A 24040-nucleotide genomic window follows, 5' to 3' on the forward strand; every position below is an offset into this window, starting at 1 on the left:
TCGGTCACGGCAAAATCAGGGCAAAGTCTCCCCAGGCGCGCCATGTGGCAGCGCCGAGGCAACTTGCGGTGGATGGGATGGCCTAGGGGCTCAGTGGCGCCGTCAGCTGCTTGACTGCGCCGTAATCGGAGATCGTCGAAAACGACGCCTGCGCGCCGGAGGCCGGAATAGCGGTCAGTCCTTCGATCACAAAGCTGGCCTTTGCACCCGGCGCGACCATGCCACCGGTCTTCGCCGCGAACTCCCGTTCACCGGACTTGATACCGACGGTACTGAAGGACACGTGGTATGGCGTGGGATTGTCCACCACCACCTCCACGCCCTTGCTGTTGGCAGCCAGCCTTGCGCTCCAACGCAGTTGCGTCGGTGCCTGGCTGACATCTGCTGCCAGTCCCGGCGGCCTGAAGAAAAGCTTGATCCGCGTGCGGAAGGCGAACTGCAACAGGTTACGGTCCGCACCGTCGGCGGCCTTGGGCGGCACTTCGAGCACGTTCACCCAGAACAGCGACTCCCTGTCTGTCGGCAGGGCTTCCTTCGAATACATCACACGCACGGCCTGACCCTTGCCCGGCTCCATGCGAAAAAGCGGCGGCGTTATGTTGAACGGGACTTTCGCCGTGTCCGGCGTCGATTTCTCGTCGCCGTCATCCAGCCATACCTGCACCAATGCCGGCTTCGTGCCATCGTTGGTCAGCTTGACCGTGACTTCCTTGTCCTGGGCGGGGTAGACCACGCGCGTGCCATTGATCACAACGCCGGCATGGCTTGTACCGGCAAGCACGCCGGTGGCTAGCAACAATCCGGCAAGCATCGAACGCATCTTGGTCGTCATACATCACCTCGGGAAAAAGTCGGCGGCCACTCGTCAGGCCGCCGGCGGCATCATCAGTTGTAGGTCACCGAATAGACCACGCTGGTCGACAGGCGACCCGGGGTACCGACGTCCTTGGCGAAGTACTGAGCAGCAAACGGCAATACGGCACGGTTGCTGGCATCGAAGGCTACCGTCTTGGTGTTCGGCTGCGAGAGGTCGATGGCAGTATTGGTATCGCGGTCGAGCAACTGCAGCTGGGCATTGGTCTCGCCCATGAGGGCATTGATCAGGTTGCCGGTTTCGGCATCCACGCGCAGGCTGCTGGACTCAAACGAGAAATTGGCGTTCCGGCCCGACACGCACTCACCGCCATCTTCGCCGGTGACGATAATGTTGAAGGCTTTCTTGCCGGCAACCGCACCGACGGTATCCAACGAGGTGACGGCGACGGAATCGAGCGGCACGGCGATATTGCCGGTGCCGCCGTCCGTGCCGGCGCCGCCGGAAATGACGCAGGTGCCGTCGGTGACCAGACCGTCGAAACGGATCGTGCCGCCGTCGGCGGCTATGGCGGAACCGGCCGCGAGGGCGGAAGTAAGCGCGAAAGCGCAAACGAGCTTGGTATTCATGGATTGTCCTGGAATGGCATGGGATGGGCGCATGGCCGGGCGCCGCGATGCGGCACCGAAGAACGGCCAGAGCAGGACGCAGTGTAGGAATTCGCCTACGCGCGGTTGAATGGAACAAAGCTCAAATCGGGCGTTGCACCCGCTGGGCGTATCGAAGTCCAACCGAAAACGCGCTCGCACCATCGTTCCGCGTGCGTTTTGCCTTCGATGGAATTTTTCTCAAATCCGGATCGTGCAGCCCGGAAAAATGCGTGACGCCAGGCGCTTAACCCCCGGCGGCAATCTGCCGTATCGCCCGCTCGAACACTTCCACGGGTTGGCCACCAGAGATCAGATGCCGATCATTGATAACCACGGCCGGGACAGCGCGGATACCCCGCTCCATGAAAAATGCTTCTTGCGCACGCACCTCGGCGGCGTATTGGTCGCCAGCGAGGATAAGCCGTGCAGTTTCCACATCCAGCTTCGTCTCATCGACGATGCGCAGCAATTCGGCGTGGTCGCTCACGTTACGTCCATCGGTGAAATACGCAGCGAGGAGCGCCTTCTTCAACGCCAGCTGCTGCGCCTGGCCGAGTTCGCCGGCCCAGTGCAGCAGGCGGTGCGCATCGAACGTGTTGTAGACGTGCGAGCGTTTTTCCATGTCGAACCTGAAACCGAGTTCGGCACCACGGTCGGTGATCGCCTGGCCATTGTGGCGTATCTGTTCCGGCGTGCTGCCGTATTTCTCGACCAGGTGCTCCACCGCATCCTGGCCCTCGGCCGGCATCCCGGGGTTCAATTCAAACGGCTGGAAATGCAGGTCGACCTTCACCTCGTCGCCCACCCGGCCAAGGGCCTCTTGCAGCGCGTTCAGTCCCACAGCGCACCAAGGGCAGGCAACGTCGGAGATAAAATCGATCTTCATGGGGGTAGACATGGTTTAGAGGCCGTATCGATCGCCGGGAATTGGATCGTTCACACGGGTAAGTCAAGGCAATCCGCGCAGTTTCAAGCCATCAGCCCGGCGAAATGGGCTATCCATCATCGCGATCGTCGTGCCCATGCCCAGGCTCCTCCTCCTCAAGGTGCTGCGCGTGGGCGTCAGGCCTGACGCGCTCGCCGCGGGCGATGGCCAGGCCGTGGGTCAGTTCCGCGCCCAGCAGCACGATGATCGAGGCGTAATAGACCCACGTAAGCAGCACCACGATGGCCCCGGCCGGCCCATAGGCGCCGCCGATCCGCGCTTGTTCGATATAGATGCCAATGACGTATTTTCCCACCAGGAACAGTACCGCGGTCAGGATGCCGCCCCGCACCGCATCGCGCCAGGGAATATCGGCGTCGGGCAGCACGCGGTACATCGCGCCAAAGGCCACCACGAACACGGCCGCGGAGATGCCGTATTCCACCCCTGTCCACACCTGCATGTTCGCCGGCATCAGCGCGTGAATCAGGCCGCTGACAACGAAGGAGATGATCAGCAGGAAGATGATGCCGATGATCAGGCCCAGCGCCCGGGCCCGGGTGCGCAACCAGCCGACCACCGCTGCCCCTGGTTTCACCTCCAGCTTCCAGACCCGGTTGAGCGTGGACTGAAGCTGGGCAAATACCGCGGATGCGGAAAAAAGCGTGATGCCAAGCCCGACCAGGCCCACCACGTTGCCCAGGTGCGGACGTTTCTCGGCGTTGTCGATCACCAGCTTCACCGCGCCGGCCGCCTGCGGACCCACCACGGAGGTCAGGGCATCGACCAGTTGCTGCTGCCACTGGGCCTGCATCGCCGCCACGATCCATAGCAGCAACACCAGCAGGGGAGCGAAGGAAAGTGCCGAATAGAACGAAAGCGCAGCGGCGCGCGTCATCAACTCGTCGTCATCGAAGCCTGCGACGGCGGTCTTGATCGTGCGGACGATGAGCTTCCAGGGGCTCTTCATGGGCCAAGCATAGCCATTGGACCTGATCAAACCGTGTAGGCGGCCCTTTGCAGCTGGTCCAGCGGAAGGGGCTTGGCGAACAGGAAACCCTGCATGGCCTGGCAGCCGTGATCGAGCAGCCAGCGCCGCTGGGCGGTGGTCTCCACCCCTTCGGCGATCACCTGCAGGTCAAGGCTGTTGGCCAGGAACAGGATGGATTCACAAAGCGCGCCATCGGTGCGGTCATGCGGCAGCTTGCTGACGAACGAGCGGTCGATCTTCAGCCTGTCGATCGGCATGCGGCTTAAGTAATTGAGGCTGGAGAACCCCGTGCCGAAATCATCCAGGGCGATGCTCACGCCCAGCGCCTTGATCTTGCGCAGTGTTTCGATGGCGCGCTCAGGTTCGCTCAAGAATGCGCTCTCGGTCAGCTCCAGCTCGAGGTAACGCGGTTCCACGCCGGTTTCGTCCAGCACGTCGCGCACCAGGCCGATAAGGTCGTCATGGGCCAGCTGGAACGCCGACAGATTCACCGCCATGCATACCGGATGGCCCATGATCGAGGAAATCGCCGCCTGGTCGCGGCACGCCTGGCGCAACACCCACCGCCCGACATTGACGATGGCGCCGGTTTCCTCCAGCAGGGGAACAAGCACATTAGGCCGGCTCAATTCACCCGGCCCCGACGGCCAGCGCAACAGGGCCTCGACACCGAATACTTCCGATTGCACGCCGCGGTGCTGGCTCTGGTAGTGAAGTTCCAGCTCGTCGTCGAGCGCTTCCTCGGTCAACCGCGACACCACGGCCAGCCTTGCCAGCGCCGTGTCGTGCAGCGCGGCTGAGTAACGGCGCCATGTATGGCGCCCCATGCGCTTGGCGTGGTACATCGCGGTGTCAGCATTGCGGATCAGGGTGTCGGCGTCGTCGCCGTCCATCCCCAGGTAAGCCACGCCGATACTGCAGGAGAGGTGCTGTTGCATGCCTGCGACCATCAACGGCCGTTCGATCGCGGCCTTGAGCGCCGGAATGACCGGAGGAACGATGCCGTCCGCTTCGTTGCACGGAACGACGGCGACGAATTCGTCGCCGCCGAAGCGCGCCACGTACCCGCCAGGGCCTACCGCCTGGCGCAGGTTGGAACTTACCTGGCGCAGCACTTCATCACCAACAAGGTGGCCCAGCGCGTCGTTGATGTACTTGAAATGATCAAGATCGATGAACAGCAGCATCAGCTGTCGTGAATAATCCCAGGCCTGGGTGATCATGGCCGAGACGGCTTCATGCAACGCGCGGCGGTTGGGCAGGCCGGTAAGTTCGTCGTGCATCGCCTGGTGGTTGAGTTTCTGCTCGTAATGGCGCTGGTCGGTGACATCGCGGATGATCACCTGTACGCCACTGCCGATCGCATCGCGATAAAGCGATACCGATAGTTCCGCCTCGAAAGGCGGCCGGCCCGGTGGCGACACCCGGGCATCGATGCGCGAGGCGGCCATGTCCGGTGCCTCAAGTGCATGGCGCAGTTCGCCGTCGATGTATTGGTGAACCGATGCGCCGACAAGTTGCTCACCGGCACCCAATAATTCCTCGGCCAGGAGGTTGGCGTAGGCGATGTTGCCGTTGCGCAACAGCAACAAGGGCAACGGCATGTGCGCAAGCAGCCCGTGATATGACTCCTCGCTCTCCGCCAGCGCCGCCCGCGTGGCCACGATGGCAGTCTGGTCCATCATGCCGCCAATGGTACGCACGGCCTTGCCGGTGTCATCGCGCAAGGCATAGGCACGCCCGAACACGTCGGCATAACTGCCATCCTTGCGCCGCAAGCGATAGGCGCCGGCCCAGGTCACGCCGGACCCGGCGAAGAAAGCATTCAAGCCACCGACGATGCGCTCATGGTCATCCGGATGTACGCGGGAACACCAGGCCTGGAAGCCATTGTCTTCCTTGCGTGCATAACCAAAGCCGGTGTAGAACGCTTCGCTCCACCAAGCCTGGCCCGTGACCAGGTCCATGTCGAACACCGCATCGTTGGTGGCGCGCGCAAGCATCTGGAAGCGTGCGTTGCTCGAGGCCAGTTCCCTCTCGGCCGCCACCTTCCCGGTGAAGTCCATGCCCACCACCAGTTGCGCGGCATGTCCCGCGAACTCGATCTGGGACCCGGAACAGCGCATGTGCAGAAGCCGGCCTTCACGATCACGATGAAGCGAGATAGGGTTGGCACGGTCACCGGTATCGGGCTTCTCAACCGCGCTATGCAACGGCAACGGTTCCGACGTGGGCCGCAGGTCTTCGATGCGCAGCTGAAGGAAATCATCGCGCGTGTAGCCGTATGTCGCCACCGCCGCGTCATTGACGGCAAGGATGGCATGCGATTGCATGTCGAACACCCAGGCGGGCAACGGACTATGGTCGAACAGGAAGCGGTATTGCGATTCACTTTCGCGCAGTCGTGCCTGCGTATGGCGCAGCGTGGTGACCTCGCGGATAGTTCCCTCGATCCGGCGCGGCCCGGGCCCGTCGCCCTGGCGACGCGCACGCAGGTGCATGAATGCGATGTCCGCGTTGGCGCGGATCACACGGTATTCGCACTCGAAGGGACCATCTTCGTGCATGCACCGCCAGAACCAGGAGGATACGTCCTGCCGGTCGTGCGGATGCACGCGAGCCAGGTAGCCGGCGACGGTGTTTACCTTCTCCCCTTCAGACAGGCCGAGGATCGGCGCCGCCTCTCCCGACCAGGCCAACCGGCCGCTGGCGAGGTCCAACTCCCAAAGGCCCACATCGCCGATACGCTGAACGTTGTCCAGATGTTCGGCCTGGCGCAGCAGGAAGGCGACCAATTCCGCCTGCCTGCCCTGGGCACGCATGACCTGGCGCGACCCCGCCGCGATGAGTCCCAGCAGAAGCAACATGCCCGCCAGGGCGGGCCAGGCCTGGCTGCTCCACATGCCCAGCGCGTCGCCCCGCGACATGCTGGCGAAGACCGTATAGCCGAAATGGGGTGACACACCGTGGCCGTAGAAACGTCCATCACCATCGTCGCGCGGAAGGCTTTGGCCCGGATGCGCGCGCCGCACCCAGTCGCGTCCGATCGCTTCTGCTTGTGCACCGCCCTCTCCCGTACGGGTCACCAGCACGCCGTCGCGATCGAATAATTCAAAGGCACCCGTACTGCCGAAAGGCGAATTGACCAGGTTGCCGGCGATGGTCGGCGGGGCGATCTGTGCGCCGATCCAGGCCTGCTGGCCCGCCGTTTGCCCTGGAAAGGACGCAACCACGCGTAGCGATGCGCCATTGGCACCCGGTGGCGAGGAGGCAAGCCGCAGGGCAATGCTGCCCAGGTCCGCAACGGGACGCGAAGTGACCCGCGACCAGTCATCACCGGTTCGTGAATCGGATCCGGCCAGCACGCGGCCACTGGCATCGAGCACGACGAGGCGGTCGAGTTCGGGATGCCGGGCCTTGACCCGCACCAGCGCGGAGGTGAGATCTGCCGGCGGGTTACGAGCGGCTTCGAGCAACGCCTGCAGCGGCCCTTCGGTACTTGCGACCTGAAGATCGGTCAATCGGATGACGCTGGCGGCGGCCGAGTTCACCCGGCGTGTCGCGTTGGCCACCGTATTGCGCCAGGCGATGAATTGCACCACCGCTACCAGGACGATGATGCCCGCCGCGCACGCAAGCGCTGCCAGAAGCATCAGGCGCCGGAAACGCAACTGCTGCTCCGGAGCGCTCTCACTCCTGGCCACGCGCAGGCTATCCATCGGCACGATACCTCGCTCCGGCTCGCCTACTCTCCTGCCGCCACGGGCTTGCGCCCGTCGCGGCCCCCTGTAACCAGTGGCCCTGGTTGCTGGCACCGGCCATTCGCACCCGACCTTATCGAGGCCCCCCTCGTGTGGCAATGGCAAGACAAAACCGGCCGAAGAATTGGCCGAATATGCGCATAGGTTGCTTCGCTACAATAATGGCATGCAACCACCTCGCAAACCCGGACAGGCCCGCGCCGTCCAGTACATCGCCCTGGCACGCAGCGCCCTGGTCACCCTTCTGGGCCTGCTGCTGGTATTTCGTATCGTCGCCTCGCCCGACCCCGCCTGGCGCGTAGCCGGAAGTGCCCTGGCCTTCGCGCTGGTTCTGCTGGGCACCTGGATGGGCGCCCGGGCGATGCGACGACTGCAGCAGCTTCGCGCCGGGCCCCGTCCCCCCGGAAATACCTCCGGCGAGTGACCGGCGCCGGTGGCGATACAAATAAATTGCTGTCTCAAGGCGCGGGATAGGGGTGGGCAGCGAGCAGCCCTGCAAGATGTACGGCGTTGGCCGACAGCGACTTGATCGTCTGCGCCACCTTCTTGGGTGTCTGTTTGAGGTCAACATAGTTGGTGTCGGACATCGCCTCGCCCACCCAATAGGCCGAGCTGCCCCCGGGCACGGTAAAGCCGACATCGGCCAGCGCCTGGTACAGCTCCGCCGTGACGTGGTGCGCGCCATCCTCATTGCCGACGATGGCAGCCACCGCTACCCGCCCGGCGGTGGGATAGCGCCCGTCGTCACCGATCTCATCAAGGAACGCATCCATCCGTTCAAGAACACGCTTGGCCACGCTGCTGGGCTGACCCAGCCAGATGGGAGTACCCAACACCAGGATATTGGCGTCAAGGACCTGTCGGCGTAGCCCCGGCCACTCGTCGCCGTCACCCTCGTCGGCCTTGACTCCGGGTTTGATATTCAGGTCCACAACACGGGTCGAGGAGGTCTGGACCCCCCGACCCTTCATGTCCTTAAGGATCTGATCGAGCAGCTTCTGGGTCGAGGACGGGCTGGGCGAGGCTGAAAGGGTGCAATTGAGGGCGATGGCCTTGAGCGGCATGGGGTTTCCTTCGGATGAGGACAGAAAAGAATCCAGCCTCGCCCAGCTCTCGTGCAGCCCCGGTACCGACCTTGTCGAAACGGCGCGAAATGCTGCAACGTCTTAAGTCGTCGCGAGTTCTGCCGATAAGACAGATAAGTTGTAAAAACTCGCATGATAGTCTGTGATCCAATTCACAGACTTTTGTGTCTTTTCCTGAGCCAGCGGGCACAATAGCCGCAACGGATCAACTTCGGCGGCGCCTCGGGGGACGGGGCGCCTTGGATATTTGCATCGTTGCGGGTACCCCGTGGCGGGCACTGGCGGGACACGTGGAGCGGATGAGCAGGCGGATCGGTCCGGGCTGGCGTTGGCGTCGCATCTGGATTGCGATGCTGCTGCTGTGCGCCGGTTTCGGAGCCCTGCATGCCCAGGAACTCAGTGGCGCCTGGCGCGAAGTGCGTCCCGGCGATACGCCCGCGCAGGTACTTTCCGAATTCCGCGAGGGACACCTGCTGCCGTTTTCACCCTCGCGCCTGCAGTCGTTCCCCACCCAGCGCGACGGCGCCTGGGTGGTGCTGCAGATGCAGCCACCCTACATTGCCGACGACCGGGTGCTGCATGTGGATACGCCACCAGCAGGTGCGGTGAGTCTTTACTCCGGCGAGCGCGCACCGGTGCGCATAGCCCTGGATGACTTCTCCAATGTGGTCCATGGCCACGGGCGCCTGGCATTCGTCCTCACGGCCGAGCAACGGGCGGCCGACCCGATCCTTTTGAAGTTTGAACCGGCGCGAAGCATGCCCGCCCCGGTGACCTTCCGCATGCAGTCATGGCCCGACTACCTCGATACCGACGCTGGCTGGCTGGTGTTCGCCACCAGCTGTTTCGCGGTGATGCTGGCCATGGCGGCGATGGCGCTATGTTTCGCGCTGATGCTGCGCGACATGCTGTTCGCCTGGTATGCCGGTTACCTGGTGTGCTACGTGCTGATCCAGGCCACGCAGACCGGCTTCATCTATCACCCGTTGGAACTGCAGTTCCTCTCGGGCCTGGGTGCGGTGATCGCCGGCGCAACCGTGGCCGTCTCGGTAAGCTTCGCTGCGATATTCCTGCTGCGCTTTGCCGAGATCCGGCAGTACGCGTCGTTGCTGCGCGTACCGATCCTCGCGCTGGCCTTCGGCATGCCCCTGGTGGCACTGGCCCGCCTGACCGGCATCGAGGTGCTGATGAGCACCAGCCAGGTGCTGACCGGGCCGTTGCTTATCTTAGGCTCCGCCCTGCTGCTGCTGGCCTCGGTGATCGCCGCGGTGCGCGGATCACGCTATGCCTGGTTCTTCCTTGTCGGGTGGACGCCGTTGCTGGCATTGACGTCGTTGCGAGCCATCCAGGTCAGTGGGTTGCTGGCCGATGCCTTCTGGTTATCCGATGCCCCCCTGGTCGCCGGCGCCTTCGAGGCGGTAGTGCTGTCCATTGGCCTTGCCGACCGGGCACTGATCCTGCGCCGCGACCGCGACCGCGCCCAGGTGCTGGCCGACAACGATGCGCTGACCGGCGTGCTCAACCGCCGCGCGTGGAACGAAGCTGCCGATGCGCTGCTGGCCTCCAGCCCGCCGCGGCCGTTGAGCGTGCTGTTCCTGGATCTTGACCACTTCAAGGAATTGAACGACTGCCAGGGCCACGCCGCCGGGGACCGCGCGTTGATCGCCGTCGCCGACGCGTTGCGCGCGGAACTGCGCCCGGGCGACCTGCTGGGACGTTACGGCGGCGAGGAATTCGTCGCCCTGCTCGACGGTGTGGACGCCGACAATGCGGTACATGTGGCGGTGCGGCTGTGCCGGCGCGTGCACCGGCTGGAATTGAATGTGGGCACCAGTGGCAACCTGCTGACGGTGAGCATCGGCGTAGCCATGCGCAACGCCAGCGATAGCGTGGATGGCCTGATCGAGCGCGCGGATGCGGCAATGTATGCGGCCAAGCTCGCCGGGCGCAACCGCGTGATGCTCGAAACGCAGCTGCGCCCTGGTGCCAACCGCCGCCGGCCCTCCGCGCAACGCACCGCGCAATCGGAGTGAGCTAGGCCAGTTCACCCGCAGCGGCAACGATGTCCGTCTCGCCAGGCAGTACCAGCAAGGCGGCGCCGGCCAGCGGGGTGAACGTATCCACGCCGACCACGCGGCGGAGCGGCGTGGCACCGAAACCGGCTTCGACGATGGCGGTGATCACTCCCTCGCCTACGCCGGCGCTGCGACGCCCCTCGTCGACGACGATGATGCGCCGGGCTCCCGCGGCCTGCGCGGCGATGAACGCGTCGTTGAGTGGCGCCAGCCAGCGCAGGTCGACCACGCGGGTCTTCCAGCCGTGCCCGGCCTCGATGCTCCGCGCGGCGCGAAGGCTCATCGGCACGCCGTTGCCGAAGGTGAAGATCACAAGGTCGTCGTGGTTGGCGTCGTAGACCCGACCCTCGCCCAGTTCAAGGACGTGGCCCTCCGGCGGATAGGCGAACTGCCAACCGCCGTCACCGGGCTGGTACAGATCCTTGGTCATGTACAGGGCGATCGGCTCCAGGTACGCGCAGACGCGGCCATCGATACGGGCAAGCGCCGAAAGCGTCCGGAGCATGGCAACGGCATCGTCGCCACGGCTGGGACAACCCACCACCAACCCCGGGATGTCGCGCAGCGCGGCGATGGAGTTGTCGTTGTGGAAATGGCCGCCAAAACCCTTCTGGTAGCCCAGCGAGGCTACCCGCATCAGGATCGGGTTGCGGAACTGGTCGTTGGAGAAGAACTGCAGCGAGGCCGCCTCCCCGCGGATCTGGTCGCAGGCATTGTGGAAATACGCCAGGTACTGGATCTCGGGAATCGGCAGCATGCCCATGTTGGCGTAACCCTGGGCCAGCCCCAGGATCATGGTCTCATCAAGCAGGGTGTTGAACACCCGTGCGTTGCGAAACGCCTTATGCAACCCCTTGGTTACCGTGTACACGCCGCCCTTCTGCGCCACGTCTTCGCCGAACAAGAGGCTCTCGGGGTATTTGGCCATCAGTTCGTGCAGGGCCTGGTTGATCTGGATCGCCAGGTGCCTGGGAGGCTGTGTCTCGGGCAACTTCGCCGCGCCGCCGAAGGCGGCCTCGCGGCGTGCTGGATCGGCCGCGCGTCTGGCTTCGGCACGCACGGCGTCGGGCGAATAAGGTGCCAGCGGCGCAATCACTTCGGCAAGGCTGCCGATCTTCGGCCGGCGGTCGGCTTCCTCGGCGGCGGCGAAACAGCGCTTGCGGATCGTCTCGTAGATGTCGAGCAGGCCGGCGCGGTCGAACAGGCCCGATTCCAGTGCGATGGCCGCCGAACGAAGCAACGGATCAGTCGCCTCCAACGCATAAAGTTCCTCCACCGACCGCCACTCGATCTCGAAGTCGGTACCTGCGTGACCCATCACGCGGGTTGTCGCCAGGTGCAGGAAGGTCGGGCGGCGCGTACGCCGGCAGTGCTCCACCGCGCGCTCGACGTCGGCGTAGCCGGCGGCGAGATCCAGGCCGTCGGCCTGGAAATAATCGAGGTTGGCGCGGTGCCGGAAGTTGCTTTCCACCCAGCCGCCCGGTGTTTTCACCGAGATGCCGATGCCATTGTCCTCGCAGACAAAGAGTACTGGCGCGGGAAGCTTCTGGTAGGCCGTCCAGCCCGCGGTGTTGAAGGCGGTCTGCGCCGTGGCGTGGTTGCTCGATGCGTCGCCGAACGAGCAGATGGCGATCGAGTCGTCGGGAATCGGCAAGGCATGGCCGATGCGCCGCGCCTGTTCGATGGCCACTGCCGTACCGAATGCCTTGGGCAGGTGCGAGGCGATGGTGGAGGTCTGCGGCAACACCCACAGGGGCTTGCTGCCCCACACCTTGTGTCGTCCGCCGGAGGCCGGATCCTCGCTGCTGGCGGCAAAGGACAGAGCCGAATCCATCACCGGATCCATGCCCGGGATCTTGCGAAAACGCTCGGCCATGAAACCGCCGCTGCGGTAATGCAGGAAGGCAGGGTCGGTATGGCGCGTCAGCCGCGCCACCATCGCATTGCCCTCGTGGCCGGATGATCCAATGGTGTAGAACACTTTGTCCTTCACGCGTAGCACCCGGGCCATGAGGTCGAGGTGGCGTGAGATGAGCTGCGACTCGAACAGGTCGAGGAAACCACGTGCGGTGAGGCGGCTGCCGGGCAGCACAGGGGCGTCATCGTGCGGTGCGGAGTGCGCATCGCCCTGCCACTGCTGCACGAACTCGACGAAGTTCGCATCGATGATCTCGGCGCGGTTGAAACCCTTGTGGCGGGCGGGGATGACAAACGGAATGGCCATCTTCTGCTTCTTGGTCAGGCGTGCGGGTGCATGGAGGTGTGGCCAGGCTGCGCGGCAACGCGGTCAAGCCAGGCATTCACGGCAGGGTAGCTGGAGAGATCGAATCCTCCCTCCCCTGCGCAATGGGTATAGGCATACAGGGCGAGGTCGGCAACGCCGTAGCGTTCACCGACGAAGAAGCTGCGACCGGCAAGGTGTGCTTCCATCACCGCCAGAGCCTTGTTGCCACCGGCGGTCAATCGCGGCAAGTCGGCATGGCGGGCGTGGTTGGCCGGAAGGAACCGCTGGATGAAACGCGCTACCGCGATATAGGGTTCATGGCTGTATTGCTCGAAGAACAACCACTGCAGCGTTTGCGCGCGCTCCCAGGCGTCGCCCGGCCACATCCAGGTACCCTCGGCCAGGAAACAGGCGATGGCGTTGGATTCGGCCAACCGTCGGCCGTCGTCAAGTTCCAGCAGCGGCACCTTGCCGTTGGCATTGCGTGCCAGGAAAGCCTCGGTTTGTGTTTCGCCGTTGGCGCTGTCCACGTCGACCCAGGTGTAGGGCCTGCCGAGCTGGTCAAGCAACAATTGGAGCTTGTAGCAGTTTCCGGACGTGCGATTGCCGTACACGGTAAGCATCATTTGGCTTCCTGTTGAAGGCTCAGTAGCGCGGCGCGAGCGAGGTCTTTCTGGCGGCCGAACGAACGCAGGATGCGTACCTGTTCGGCGCGCGTAGGCACCATCACGGCGTGGCCGAGCACATCCACCGGCGTCACGTTCCGCGCACGGACCGGCTGCCAGCCGGTACCGTCGACGTGCAGGTCCAGGCCGCCCATCACTTCCACGCGCCAGGGCTCGAAAGCAAAACGTCCATACCGCGAACGGAACAGCTCGCTCACATCGGACGGCACCACGGGCAGGCGCTGGGAGGCCCAGCACGCCAGCAAGGTATCGGCATCGCGCACGCTGGTCATGACGTCGATGTCGGCAACCTCGACATCGGCGCCCACCAGCCACGCGGCGGCACTGCCGATGATCGTCCACTTATCGCGGCACCGCAGATTCAATTCGCCCGCAAGCGCGGCCAGTTGGCCACGCAATGCCGCGTCATGGGCCGGGTCGTGCGAAGCGATCATGCCGCGGCGCAGTCGAAAGTCAGAATGCGTTGATGCCGGTGACCTCGCGGCCGACCACGAGCTGGTGCACCGTCTCGGTGCCCTCGTAGGTGATGACCGATTCGAGGTTCAGCGCATGGCGGATGGCCGAGTGTTCGGTGGTGATGCCCGCGCCGCCAAGGATGTCGCGGCAGGTGCGTGCGATATCGATGGCCATGCGGCAATTGTTCCACTTGGCCAGGCTTACCTGGGTCGGTTGCATCTTGCCGGCATCCTTCAGGCGGCCCAGTTGCAGCGACAGGAGTTGGGCTGAAGTGATCTGTCGCGCCATTTCCGCCAGTTTCAGCTGCACGGCCTGGTTGGCGGCAAGCGGACGTTCGAACAGGATGCGTTCCTTCGAATATTCCAGCGCTTCACCGAAACAGGCGATGGCCGCGCCGATCGGCCCCCACGTGATGCCGTAACGGGCCTGGGTGAGGCAGCCCAGCGGGCCCTTCAATCCCTTGACGTTGGGAAGCCGGTTGGCGTCGGGGATGCGCACACTGTCGAAGAACAAGCCGGAGGTGACCGATGCACGCAGCGACATCTTCTTGTGCACTTCCTGCGCCTTGAACCCCGGCGTATCGGTGGGCACGATAAAACCCTGGATGCCTTCGTCGGTCTGTGCCCAGACGATAGCGATGTGGGCCAGGTTGCCGTTGGTGATCCACATCTTGGCGCCATTGATTACCCAGTCGCCACCGTCCTTCTTCGCGGTGGTCTTCATGTTGGCCGGGTCCGAACCACCATGCGGCTCGGTCAAACCGAAACAGCCGATCACCTCGCCCCGGGCCATCGCCGGCAGGTACTGGCGTTTTTGTTCTTCCGAGCCGTAGGCGTAGATGGGATACATGCACAGCGAGCTCTGCACCGAGGCAAAGCTTCGCAGGCCCGAGTCGCCGCGCTCGAGTTCCTGGCAGATCAGCCCGTAGCTCACGCCGTTCATGTTGGCGCAGCCGTATTCCTCGGGAAGGGTGGCGCCGAGCAAGCCCATCGAGGCCATCTCAGGGATCAACTCGCTCGGAAAGCGCGCCTGGTCGAAGCAGTCGCCGATGATCGGCAGCACCCGCTCGTCGGTGAAGCGGGCCACGGTGTCCTGCACCATGCGCTCCTCGTCGGTAAGCAACGAACGGATGTCGAAAAGGTCGAACGGATCCAGGCGGGCGGCCATGGTCAACTCCAATGGAACGGGCAATCCGCCCATTCTAGCGGGCGGTAGCGGTGAAGATCATGGTGTGGTGCGGCAAAAGGCCAGCGCGCGGGCCATCACCCCCGGATCGGCCAGGATCTGGTGGTGGCCCAGACCGGAAGTCCACAAGTGCTCCGCCCCGGGCCAGATCCGGGCATATTCCTCACCTTCGGAAAATGGCACGTCATGGTCGTCGCGATCATGGATGACCAGCACCGGCTGGGCCAGGGCCGGCAATAGTGGCGCGGCCTGCAGGTCGGCGATCGGGACGCCGGTACGCTCCGCCAGCCGCGCATGCAGCGGTTCGCGCAGGCGCCGGTGCAAGCGCACCAGGTCCGCGAAGCGTGCGACCGCGGCTTCCGGGTCGATCGAAGGAGATACCAGCACGGCCCGGCCTGCGGCCAGTCCCTGGGACAAGGCCAGGGTAACTGCCGCACCACCCAGGGAGTGGCCGACCACGGCTGTGGCCTCGCCGAAATGACGGCCCACGCCCCGCAGGGTGGCGATGAATTCGGGCAGCGTCACCAGATGGCCGCCGCTGTGTCCATGGGACGGCTGGTCGAACGCCACCGCGGCCATGCCCGCCTCGCGCAGGGCAAGGGCCCAGGGCTCAAAACGAAGGCCGAAGCTGGACCAGCCGTGCGAAAACAACACGTACGGCTGGCGCGCCGGGTCACCCCAGGCGTAGGTCGCGATCAGCACGCCGTCCACCATGATGTCGCGCCGAACGGCCTTGCTGTCGGGCGTAGCCGCACGCGCCCGGGTACGGCTGCTGGTGAACGGCGTACAAAACAGCCGTGCGGCATGGCGCAGGGTATTGCCCGGCGCAAACCGGCTGCCGAGCGTGTAGCGGGCGCGCACGGCGGCGAGCTTGACCAGGAAGCCGGGCCCGACGCGGCGGGTCTTGCGAGGTTGGGGATGGGGGGTCATGGCGATGGGGTGCGAAAGGACGACCGAAGATATCACCCGCCCCGGGCCGTGCTGCGCCGCAATGAGCGCCGCCTGCGCCAAGGGGCTAGAATACGCGGCTGATGACCGCCCAGGACTTACCCGGTGCGGTCTTTTTTTAGATTTATCAACCGTCTGGCCGCCGAGTGAAACGGCCATCATCCGCGGGACGCTATCCCCATGGTGTCCTGGCCACTGGAGTTCGAAGTTCGATGATTTTTGAGACCATCGCCAATACAGGCCACGAGGAAGTCGTCTTCTGCCATAGCAAGGACGCGGGCCTGAAGGCCATCATTGCCATCCACAACACGGTCCTCGGACCGGCGCTTGGTGGCTTGCGCATGTGGCCCTACAAGAGCGAGCAGGACGCGATCAACGACGTGCTGCGCCTGTCGCGCGGCATGACCTACAAGAACGCCGTGGCCGGCCTGAACCTGGGCGGCGGCAAGGCGGTAATCATCGGCGATCCGTCGAAAGACAAATCCGAAGTGCTGTTCCGCGCCTTCGGCCGCTTCGTCAATTCGCTCAACGGTCGCTACATCACCGCCGAGGACGTCGGCATCGACGTCAACGACATGGAACATGTGTTCCGTGAAACCGAATATGTCACCGGCGTGCACCAGGTGCATGGCGGTTCGGGCGATCCCTCGCCGTTCACCGCGTTCGGCACGCTGCAGGGCCTGATGGCCGCGCTGCAGTTCAAGCACGGCAACGAAGATGTGGGCAAGTACAGCTACGCCGTGCAAGGCGCCGGCCACGTGGGTTCGGAGTTCATCAAGTTGCTGCGCGAACAGGGCGCCAAGGTGTTCGTCACCGACATCAACAAGGATGCCGTGCAGCGCTGCGTCGACGAACTGGGCTGCGAAGCGGTGGGTCTGGACGAAATCTACGACGTGGAAGCCGACGTTTATAGCCCCTGCGCCCTGGGCGGCACGGTCAATGAGCAGACCATCGACCGTATCAAGGCCAAGATCATCTGCGGCGCGGCCAACAACCAGCTGGCCACCGATGCCATCGGTGATGAGCTCTCCCGTCGTGGCGTGGTCTATGCCCCCGATTACGCCGTGAACGCTGGTGGCGTGATGAACGTCTCGCTGGAAATCGACGGTTACAACCGCGAACGCGCCATGCGCATGATGCGCACCATCTACTACAACGTCGGCCGCATCTTCGAGATCGCCCAGCGCGACGGCATCCCCACCTACAAGGCCGCCGACCGCATGGCCGAAGAGCGCATCGGCATCATCGGAAAGATGCGCCTGCCCCATATGGGCAATGGTGCACCACGCTTCCAGGGCCGCATGCGCGGACAATAATCGGCCACCTCATGCCGGGTACAACCAGCCGCCGGGCATGCCCGGCGGTTTTTTTTGCGATCCAGGCCGCTTTCACGACCTCGGCGAAGCAACCTGCTATACTGATTATGACATTCACGAAAGCTGTAAGTAACTGCTTATATGGATGTTTTTGACCAAGGGGGCCCGCACGGCGGGCGCAGTACACAATCAGCAACTTTCGATCACGACATGACTTTTCTCCGCGTCGTCGTCCCCGCATGGTGACCCATCGGGTGATCTGGACCTCGAGGAAGGCGTAACCGACGGAAGGGAATACCGAGCATGAGCACGATCCCGGCAGAAGCCCTCACCAACGACGACATCCTGGCCCGGCTGAAGGATGTCCTGCACGAAACCTTCGAGATCGATCCGGCGAAGGTCACACCCGAGGCGCATCTTTTTACTGACCTGGAGCTCGACAGCATTGATGCGATCGATCTGGCCATCCAGGTCCAGGACATGACCGGCGCCCGCATCAAGCCCGAGGACTTCAAGAGCGTACGCACGGTCGGCGACGTCGTCGCCACGGTTCGCGCGCTGATCGAGCGCTGAGCAGCCGGGTGATGTCGCCAGCAGAGCGTGTCGACGCGCCAGCCTTCGCCCCCTGCGCCGTGGTACCGATCTACAACCACAAGGACACCATCGCCGCGGCCGTCCGGTCGTTGCGCGGCCACGGCCTTCCCGTCGTGGTGGTGGACGATGGCAGCAACCAGGCGACGCGCGAGGTGCTCGACGAGCTTGCCGCGCAAACGCCTGGGATGCGCCTGATCCGCCTGCCGGTCAACCAGGGCAAGGGCCGCGCGCTCTCAGCGGGCCTTCTCGCAGCGCGTGAATCAGGCTTCACCCATGCCTTGCAGATCGACGCCGATGGCCAGCACGACGTGGCCGACGTGCCGCGCTTCCTCGCCGCCTCACGGGCTTTCCCCGAGGCGATGATCTGTGGACGCCCGGTGTACGACGATTCCGTGCCGCGCGCACGGCTCTACGGCCGTTACCTCACGCACGCCTTTGTCTGGCTGGAAACCCTTTCCTTCCAGATCCAGGATTCGATGTGCGGCTTCCGCCTGTACCCGCTGGGTGAAACCTGCGCCGAGATCGCCCGCGCGCCGTTTCCTTCACGCATGGATTTCGATACGGAAGCCGCGGTGCGCCTGTTCTGGCGCGGCGTGCCGGTGCATAACCTGCCCACCCGCGTGATCTATCCGGAGAACGGCCTGTCGCACTTTCGCATGTTGCGTGACAATGCCCGCATCACCGCCATGCACACCCGGCTGGTGCTGGGCATGCTGCCGCGTGCACCCCGGCTGATCTGGCGCGCTGCGCGCAGGAAAGCCGCATGAAGCGCGTGGTCGTGACCGGCATCGGCGGCATCACGCCGCTGGGATCGGACTGGGCCACCATCGCCGCCCGCCTGGGCGACGGACACAATGCCGTACGGCGCATGCACGAGTGGGATTTCTTCGATGCCCTGAACGGACGCCTGGGATGTCCGGTCGACGATTTCATACTGCCGGACTGGCCACGCCGGCACCTTCGTTCGATGGGTCGCGTCTCGCACCTGGCCGTGGCTGCCAGCGAAAAGGCGCTCGACGATGGGGGCCTGCTGGGCGACCCTTCCATCGCCGATGGCCGCATGGGGGTAGCCTATGGTTCATCCGGCGGCAGTATCGATCCGGCGCGCACGATCGGCCGGATGCTGGAAACCGGGTCCATGCAGGGCGTAACAGCCACCAGCTACATCCAGATGATGGCGCACACCACCGCGGTGAACGTGGGCGTGTTCTTCGGCCTGAAGGGCCGCATCATCCCCACTTCCAGCGCATGTACCTCAGGCAGCCAGGCCATCGGCTTCGGTTACGAGGCCATCGCCCACGGCAAACAGCGCCTGATGCTGTGCGGTGGCGCGGAAGAACTCTCAGGCCCCGGCGCGGCGGTATTTGATACCTTGTTCGCCACCAGCACGCGCAACGACACACCGGCGCTCACGCCGCGGCCGTTCGACCGCGCGCGCGACGGCCTGGTGGTCGGCGAAGGCGCCACAACACTGCTACTGGAAGAACGCGACCACGCCCTGGCGCGCGGTGCGCGCATCCATGCCGAGGTAGTCGGTTTTGGCTGCAATTCAGACGGACAGCACATTACCCAGCCCACGCGCCAGACGATGGCCGTAGCGATGCAGATGGCGCTGGCTGACGCTGGTCTCACCGCCGGGGCCATCGGCTATGTCAGCGCGCACGGCACCGCCACCGATCGCGGTGACGTGGCCGAAAGCCACGCCACCGCCAGTGTGCTTGGCGAAGGCGTGCCGGTGAGTTCGATGAAGAGCTACGTCGGCCATACCCTGGGCGCCTGCGGCGCGCTGGAATCGTGGTGGGCGATCATGATGATGCGCGAAGGCTGGTTCTCACCCACCATCAACCTGGACGATCCCGATCCCGAATGCGCGGCCCTGGATTACATCCGTGGCCAGGCCCGTTTCATCGATACCGAGTACGTGATGAACAACAACTTCGCGTTCGGCGGTATCAATACGTCGCTGATCTTCAGGAAGCACCCCTGATGAACCGGGTGGTGGTTACCGGCATGGGTGTCGTTTCGTGCCTTGGCATCGGTCGGCACGCTTTCTTCGATGCCCTGCTGGCCGGCCGTAGCGGCATAGGCAAGGTGGCGGCGTTCTCGGAACTGGGCATGACCTGCTGCACCGGTGCCGCGGTAGACGCTACCGGCCTGCCGGAGCTTCCGCGCAAACTCCGGCGCTTCCTTTCCACCCCAGCCACCTACGCCTGGCACGCCATGCGGGAGGCCATCGACGAAGCGAAGCTTGACCCGGCAACCCTTGCCAGCCGGCGCTGCGGCATCGTCATGGGCGGCAACGCCGCGCTTAGCGAGCACGAGGCGGCCCTGGCCCAATACCACGCCCGCGGCATCGGCAGGCTCTCACCCTTCATCGTGCCGCGCTGCATGACCAGCGCACTGCCTGCAAGCCTTGCGCACGCCTTCGGCATCGGTGGCCGCAGCACGCTGGTGAGCGCTGCCTGTGCCAGCGCCGCGCACGCCATCGGCCAGGCGATGGAACTGTTGCAGGCCGGCCGCCAGGATGTGGTTGTCTGCGGCGGTGCCGAGGAGCTGGATCCCAAATCAGCCATGGGTTTCGACACCATGGGCGCGTTGTCCGTTACCGGCATTTCCCGTCCGTGGGATGCGCGGCGCGACGGTTTCGTGCTGGGCGAAGGAGCCGGCGTGCTGGTGCTGGAGACACTCGACCACGCCCGGGCGCGGGGCGCGACCATCCTGGCGGAGGTCACCGGCTATGGTGCGGCCACCGACCCGCACGACATGGTGGCCCCGGATGTCGACGGCATCGTCGAGGCCATGAACCAGGCGATCAGCCAGGCACATGCCTTCCCCGGTTACATCAATGCCCACGCCTGCTCCACCGAGCAAGGCGATGCCATGGAATGGAACGCCATCGAACGCACCGCGGCGCGGCACGGCAGCCCAGTGCCACCGGTGTCCAGCATCAAGGCCTCGATCGGCCACGCGCCCGGGGCATCGGGCGCCTTCGACGCCATCGCATCGATCGCGATGCTCAACGCCCAGGTGGTGGTGGGCGGCGCGGTGGACGTGCCCGATATCGTCTTCACCGATGCGCCGATCGTCTTCGCCAAACAGGCGCTGGCCTTCGACCAGGTGCTGTCCAACAGCTTCGGTTTTGGCGGAAGCTGCGCCAGCCTGATGTTCGCCCGCGCCGCCGCATGATCGCCACGGCCGCACCGAACCGTCGCACCGACGCATGGGCGTGGCGATTCATCGGTACGGCGCTCAGCTTCGCCTTGTTCGGCATCGGCGGCATGGTGCTGCGCGTGCTGGTGCTGCCGGTGCTGTGCCACTGGCCGGGCCTGCCCGAGGCGCGGCGCTTCCGCGCACGGCGCGCCATCTGCAAGGCGTTCTGGGCGCACGTGCAGTTCATGGCCCGCACGGGCGTCCTTAATTACCGGTTCGACGGCGTCGAGCGGCTCGGCCGTCCGGGCCAGGTGATCATCGCCAACCATCCCTCCCTGATCGACGTGGTATTCCTGATCGGCCACGTCCGCGATGCCAACTGCGTGGTCAAGCACAAGTTGTGGAAGAACCCGTGCATGCACGGACCGATCGTCACCGCGCAGTACATCAGCAACAACGGCAGCGCCGAGATGCTGGACATCGCCGCCAGCGTCCTGCAGAAGGGCGAAACGTTGATCGTCTTCCCCGAAGGCACGCGCACCACACCGGGGCAACCGCCTGAATTCCACCGTGGCGCCGCGGCGATCGCCCTGCGCGGCGCCCGCATCGTTACACCGGTGTATATCTCGGTCACGCCAACCACGCTGACCAAGGCGGAGCCCTGGTATCGCATCCCCCTGCGCCGTCCGTATTTCAGCCTGCGCGTGGGTGAAGACATCGATCCGGGCGCGTTTCGCGACGCAGCGCCGATGCCGATCGCCTCGCGCCGGCTGAACGATCACCTGCACCGGCTGTACCAGCGGGAGCTCGGCTTGTGACACGGCAGGAAAGCCATGCACGTGAGCACCCTGCCGACAGGGCCATGTACGTGCATGCCCACCCGTGGGTTGCCCAAGCCCGGGCCGCGAGCCACCAGGCCCCCTGCCAGGGCGTAGCCGTGTGGTTGAACGATCGCGGCATCGCCCAACTGTTGCAGCACGGCCGCGCGGATCTGCTAACCGAGCTCGACTCGCAATACGTGGCGAACGAGCCGTTGCGCGAGCCTTGCGCCTGGCGGCTGTTCGACCAGGATTTCCCGATACCTGAAGGCGCGGCACTGGACGCGGAAATCGCCCGGCCGCAGCCCGGCGAGCCGCTGCTGCTGGGCGAGCACACTACGTCCACGGGCCATCTATTCGAGTTGAAGCTGCCGCTGGACCTTGCCCTTTTCGATAACCATTTCCGTGCCGCACCGGTGGTACCTGGTGTCATGCAGGTGGCCTGGGCGCTGGCATTCGGCGCCCGGCATTATGGGCCGATGTCCTGCGGCACGATGGATGCGGTGAAATTCCGCCGACTGGTTCGCCCAGGTGATCGCCTGCACCTTGAGGTGGCGCACGACACCGGACGCGGGCGCCTTGATTTCACTGTCCGCATCGACGGGATCCTGTGTTCGTCGGCACGACTGCACGTGGTCCCCGCCGAAGGGGTCGACGATGCGCGCTAGCGGTGTCCTTCGGATCGAGATACCCGTGGAAGTACCCTTCTTCGACGTCGATTCGATGGACGTGGTATGGCACGGCCACTACGTGAAATACCTGGAGCTGGCCCGTTGCGCCCTGCTCGAACGCATCGGCCACGACTATCGCCAGATGAAGGCATCCGGCTACCTGTGGCCGATCGTCGACCTGCAGCTTCGCTATGTGCGCGCTGCCCGCTTCGGCCAGCACCTGGTCGTACGCGCCGACCTCGTGGAGTGGCACAATCGCCTGAAGGTGCACTACCGCGTGCTCGACGCCGAAACCCACGAGCGCATCACCCTTGCCAGTACCGTGCAGGTGGCAGTGGCGATATCGTCGGGCGAATTGCAATTGGAATCGCCATCGGTTTTCGTCGAGGCCGTGGAGCGGGCCCTGGCGGCGGCCGGCGGCAACGAAGGCGCACCGGCATGAATCGCTGGCGCATCGCCGACCTGGTTCCGCACACCGGCAGCATGGTGCTGCTGGACGAACTCCTGGATTTCGGCACCGACCATGTTGCCTGTGCCCTTACCGTGCGCGAAGGCGCCATGTTCGTCGATGCCCGCTCCGGCTTTCCTGCCTGGGCAGGCATCGAACTGATGGCGCAGGCGATCGCCGTCTGGAACGGTTGCACGGCGCGCACGCAGGGCGAAGGCGTGCGGCCCGGGTTCCTGCTGGGCACGCGAAGCTATCGGTGCACGGCGGTGAGCTTTCCCATCGGCGCGACGTTGCGCGTGCTGGCCGAGCGCGGCTTCAACGACCCGGAAGGCATGGCAGCCTTCAACTGCAGGATCGAACACGAACACACACTCGCGCAGGCACGCCTGACGGTGTTCAGCCCTCCCGATGCGGCAGCGCTACTGTCACCGGACCATCCGCTCCTTGAACCCGGGCATTCATCATGACGCAAACCATCCTGGTCACTGGCTCCAGCCGTGGCATCGGCCGCGCGATCGCGCTGCGCCTGGCCGAAGCCGGTTACGACATCGTCGTTCATTGCCGATCGCGCCGCGATGAAGCACTGGCTGTGCAGACACAGGTACAGGCATTGGGACGCGACGCGCGCGTGCTGCAGTTCGACATCGCCGACCGCACCGCCACGGCCGCGGCACTGGAAGCGGATATCGCAAGCCATGGCGCGTATTACGGCGTGGTGTGCAATGCGGGCCTTACCCGTGATGGTGCATTCCCCGCCTTGAGCGGCGAGGACTGGGACAGCGTGCTGCGGACCAACCTGGATGGCTTCTACAACGTGCTGCATCCGCTGGTGATGCCGATGATCCGCCGTCGCGCGCCGGGGCGCATCGTATGCATCACCTCGGTGTCGGGCATCATCGGCAACCGTGGCCAGGTCAACTACAGTGCGTCCAAAGCCGGCGTGATCGGCGCGGCCAAGGCGCTGGCTGTGGAGCTGGCTAAACGGCAGATCACCGTGAACTGCGTGGCGCCCGGATTGATCGACACCGACATGGTGGACGGCGACGTGCCGATGGAAGCGATCCTGGCGATGATCCCGATGCAGCGGGTGGGTACGCCCGACGAAGTCGCCGCCGCCGTGCGCTTCCTGATGGGCCCTGACGCCGGGTACGTCACCCGCCAGGTGATCGCGGTCAACGGTGGGCTTTGCTGAAAAAATACCTGCCGCGGCAGCCGTGCACACAGGCCCTGCGCTAGGCTTGGG

At 64.7% G+C, this 24040-nt stretch carries 23 protein-coding genes; 12 read left to right on the forward strand and 11 right to left on the reverse strand.

All coding sequences use genetic code 11. The features are described 5' to 3' along the window. Positions 1–82 precede the first annotated feature (82 nt). The 5 genes from VGM61_RS10065 to VGM61_RS10085 all read right to left on the reverse strand — a co-directional run bounded on the left by VGM61_RS10065 (position 83) and on the right by VGM61_RS10085 (position 7099). The gene (locus VGM61_RS10065) at positions 83–832 is read right to left on the reverse strand and encodes a fimbrial biogenesis chaperone (RefSeq protein WP_331522666.1); all 750 of its coding nucleotides are present in this window, start codon (positions 830–832) and stop codon (positions 83–85) included. A 53-nt stretch (positions 833–885) separates the two neighbouring features. After that, entirely contained in the window at positions 886–1443 is a 558-nt protein-coding gene (locus VGM61_RS10070) for a fimbrial protein (RefSeq protein WP_331522667.1), read from the reverse strand. A gap of 265 nt (positions 1444–1708) precedes the next feature. Then, positions 1709–2350, reverse strand: a complete 642-nt coding sequence (locus tag VGM61_RS10075) for a DsbA family oxidoreductase (protein ID WP_331522668.1) — start codon at positions 2348–2350, stop codon at positions 1709–1711. Between the two features lie 109 nt (positions 2351–2459). Further along, a complete protein-coding gene (locus tag VGM61_RS10080; protein ID WP_331522669.1) occupies positions 2460–3359 on the reverse strand; it encodes a YihY/virulence factor BrkB family protein in 900 nt (299 codons plus the stop codon). Positions 3360–3385: 26 nt separating this feature from the next. Next, on the reverse strand, positions 3386–7099 hold the full coding sequence (locus VGM61_RS10085; protein ID WP_331522670.1) for a sensor domain-containing protein: 3714 nt from the start codon (positions 7097–7099) through the stop codon (positions 3386–3388). A 208-nt stretch (positions 7100–7307) separates the two neighbouring features. On the opposite strand from VGM61_RS10085, the gene VGM61_RS10090 reads away from it, so the two are divergent. Next, a complete protein-coding gene (locus VGM61_RS10090) occupies positions 7308–7565 on the forward strand; it encodes a hypothetical protein (RefSeq protein WP_331522671.1) in 258 nt (85 codons plus the stop codon). Positions 7566–7599: 34 nt separating this feature from the next. On the opposite strand, the gene VGM61_RS10095 is transcribed toward VGM61_RS10090, so the two are convergent. After that, on the reverse strand, positions 7600–8205 hold the full coding sequence (locus VGM61_RS10095; RefSeq protein WP_331522672.1) for a flavodoxin family protein: 606 nt from the start codon (positions 8203–8205) through the stop codon (positions 7600–7602). Between the two features lie 320 nt (positions 8206–8525). On the opposite strand from VGM61_RS10095, the gene VGM61_RS10100 reads away from it, so the two are divergent. Beyond that, entirely contained in the window at positions 8526–10259 is a 1734-nt protein-coding gene (locus VGM61_RS10100) for a diguanylate cyclase (RefSeq protein WP_331522673.1), read from the forward strand. Position 10260: 1 nt separating this feature from the next. Here VGM61_RS10100 and VGM61_RS10105 read toward each other — a convergent pair whose 3' ends face one another. From VGM61_RS10105 to VGM61_RS10125, 5 genes are read right to left on the reverse strand one after another with little or no spacing between them, the layout of a single operon-like run. Beyond that, positions 10261–12525 (reverse strand): thiamine pyrophosphate-dependent enzyme, encoded by a 2265-nt coding sequence (locus VGM61_RS10105; RefSeq protein ID WP_331522674.1) that lies wholly within the window; start codon positions 12523–12525, stop codon positions 10261–10263. A 14-nt stretch (positions 12526–12539) separates the two neighbouring features. Then, entirely contained in the window at positions 12540–13148 is a 609-nt protein-coding gene (locus VGM61_RS10110; protein WP_331522697.1) for a glutathione S-transferase family protein, read from the reverse strand. Next, positions 13148–13645, reverse strand: a complete 498-nt coding sequence (locus tag VGM61_RS10115) for a hypothetical protein (RefSeq protein ID WP_331522675.1) — start codon at positions 13643–13645, stop codon at positions 13148–13150. Before VGM61_RS10115 ends, VGM61_RS10110 begins: the two co-directional genes overlap by 1 nt. 19 nt (positions 13646–13664) lie before the next feature. Further along, on the reverse strand, positions 13665–14834 hold the full coding sequence (locus VGM61_RS10120; protein ID WP_331522676.1) for an acyl-CoA dehydrogenase family protein: 1170 nt from the start codon (positions 14832–14834) through the stop codon (positions 13665–13667). 57 nt (positions 14835–14891) lie between these two features. Further along, the gene (locus VGM61_RS10125) at positions 14892–15782 is read right to left on the reverse strand and encodes an alpha/beta fold hydrolase (RefSeq protein WP_331522677.1); all 891 of its coding nucleotides are present in this window, start codon (positions 15780–15782) and stop codon (positions 14892–14894) included. Positions 15783–16012: 230 nt separating this feature from the next. Here VGM61_RS10125 and VGM61_RS10130 point away from each other — a divergent pair, with 230 nt between their 5' ends. From VGM61_RS10130 to fabG, 10 genes are all read left to right on the forward strand, one after another. Continuing rightward, entirely contained in the window at positions 16013–17116 is a 1104-nt protein-coding gene (locus VGM61_RS10130; RefSeq protein WP_331522678.1) for a Glu/Leu/Phe/Val dehydrogenase dimerization domain-containing protein, read from the forward strand. 303 nt (positions 17117–17419) lie between these two features. Further along, complete coding sequence (locus tag VGM61_RS10135; RefSeq protein ID WP_331522679.1) at positions 17420–17689, forward strand: acyl carrier protein; 270 nt, start codon at positions 17420–17422, stop codon at positions 17687–17689. Positions 17690–17700: 11 nt separating this feature from the next. Further along, positions 17701–18477 (forward strand): glycosyltransferase family 2 protein, encoded by a 777-nt coding sequence (locus VGM61_RS10140; protein WP_331522680.1) that lies wholly within the window; start codon positions 17701–17703, stop codon positions 18475–18477. Beyond that, complete coding sequence (locus VGM61_RS10145) at positions 18474–19697, forward strand: beta-ketoacyl-ACP synthase (RefSeq protein WP_331522681.1); 1224 nt, start codon at positions 18474–18476, stop codon at positions 19695–19697. Before VGM61_RS10140 ends, VGM61_RS10145 begins: the two co-directional genes overlap by 4 nt. Beyond that, complete coding sequence (locus VGM61_RS10150; RefSeq protein ID WP_331522682.1) at positions 19697–20896, forward strand: beta-ketoacyl-[acyl-carrier-protein] synthase family protein; 1200 nt, start codon at positions 19697–19699, stop codon at positions 20894–20896. Before VGM61_RS10145 ends, VGM61_RS10150 begins: the two co-directional genes overlap by 1 nt. Beyond that, positions 20893–21678 (forward strand): lysophospholipid acyltransferase family protein, encoded by a 786-nt coding sequence (locus tag VGM61_RS10155; RefSeq protein ID WP_331522683.1) that lies wholly within the window; start codon positions 20893–20895, stop codon positions 21676–21678. The genes VGM61_RS10150 and VGM61_RS10155 overlap by 4 nt, the downstream gene beginning before the upstream one ends. Then, the gene (locus VGM61_RS10160; protein WP_331522684.1) at positions 21675–22346 is read left to right on the forward strand and encodes a hypothetical protein; all 672 of its coding nucleotides are present in this window, start codon (positions 21675–21677) and stop codon (positions 22344–22346) included. Before VGM61_RS10155 ends, VGM61_RS10160 begins: the two co-directional genes overlap by 4 nt. 25 nt (positions 22347–22371) lie before the next feature. Further along, positions 22372–22791 carry an acyl-CoA thioesterase gene (locus tag VGM61_RS10165; RefSeq protein WP_414694850.1) on the forward strand — a complete coding sequence of 140 codons (420 nt, stop codon included), beginning with the start codon at positions 22372–22374 and terminating at the stop codon, positions 22789–22791. Beyond that, on the forward strand, positions 22788–23264 hold the full coding sequence (locus VGM61_RS10170) for a hotdog family protein (protein WP_331522686.1): 477 nt from the start codon (positions 22788–22790) through the stop codon (positions 23262–23264). Before VGM61_RS10165 ends, VGM61_RS10170 begins: the two co-directional genes overlap by 4 nt. Continuing rightward, on the forward strand, positions 23261–23989 hold the full coding sequence (gene fabG, locus VGM61_RS10175; RefSeq protein WP_331522687.1) for a 3-oxoacyl-ACP reductase FabG: 729 nt from the start codon (positions 23261–23263) through the stop codon (positions 23987–23989). The genes VGM61_RS10170 and fabG overlap by 4 nt, the downstream gene beginning before the upstream one ends. Positions 23990–24040 lie beyond the last annotated feature (51 nt).

This window comes from Pinirhizobacter sp. (genome assembly GCF_036499745.1).
In the GTDB taxonomy this organism is placed as follows: domain Bacteria; phylum Pseudomonadota; class Gammaproteobacteria; order Xanthomonadales; family Rhodanobacteraceae; genus Pinirhizobacter.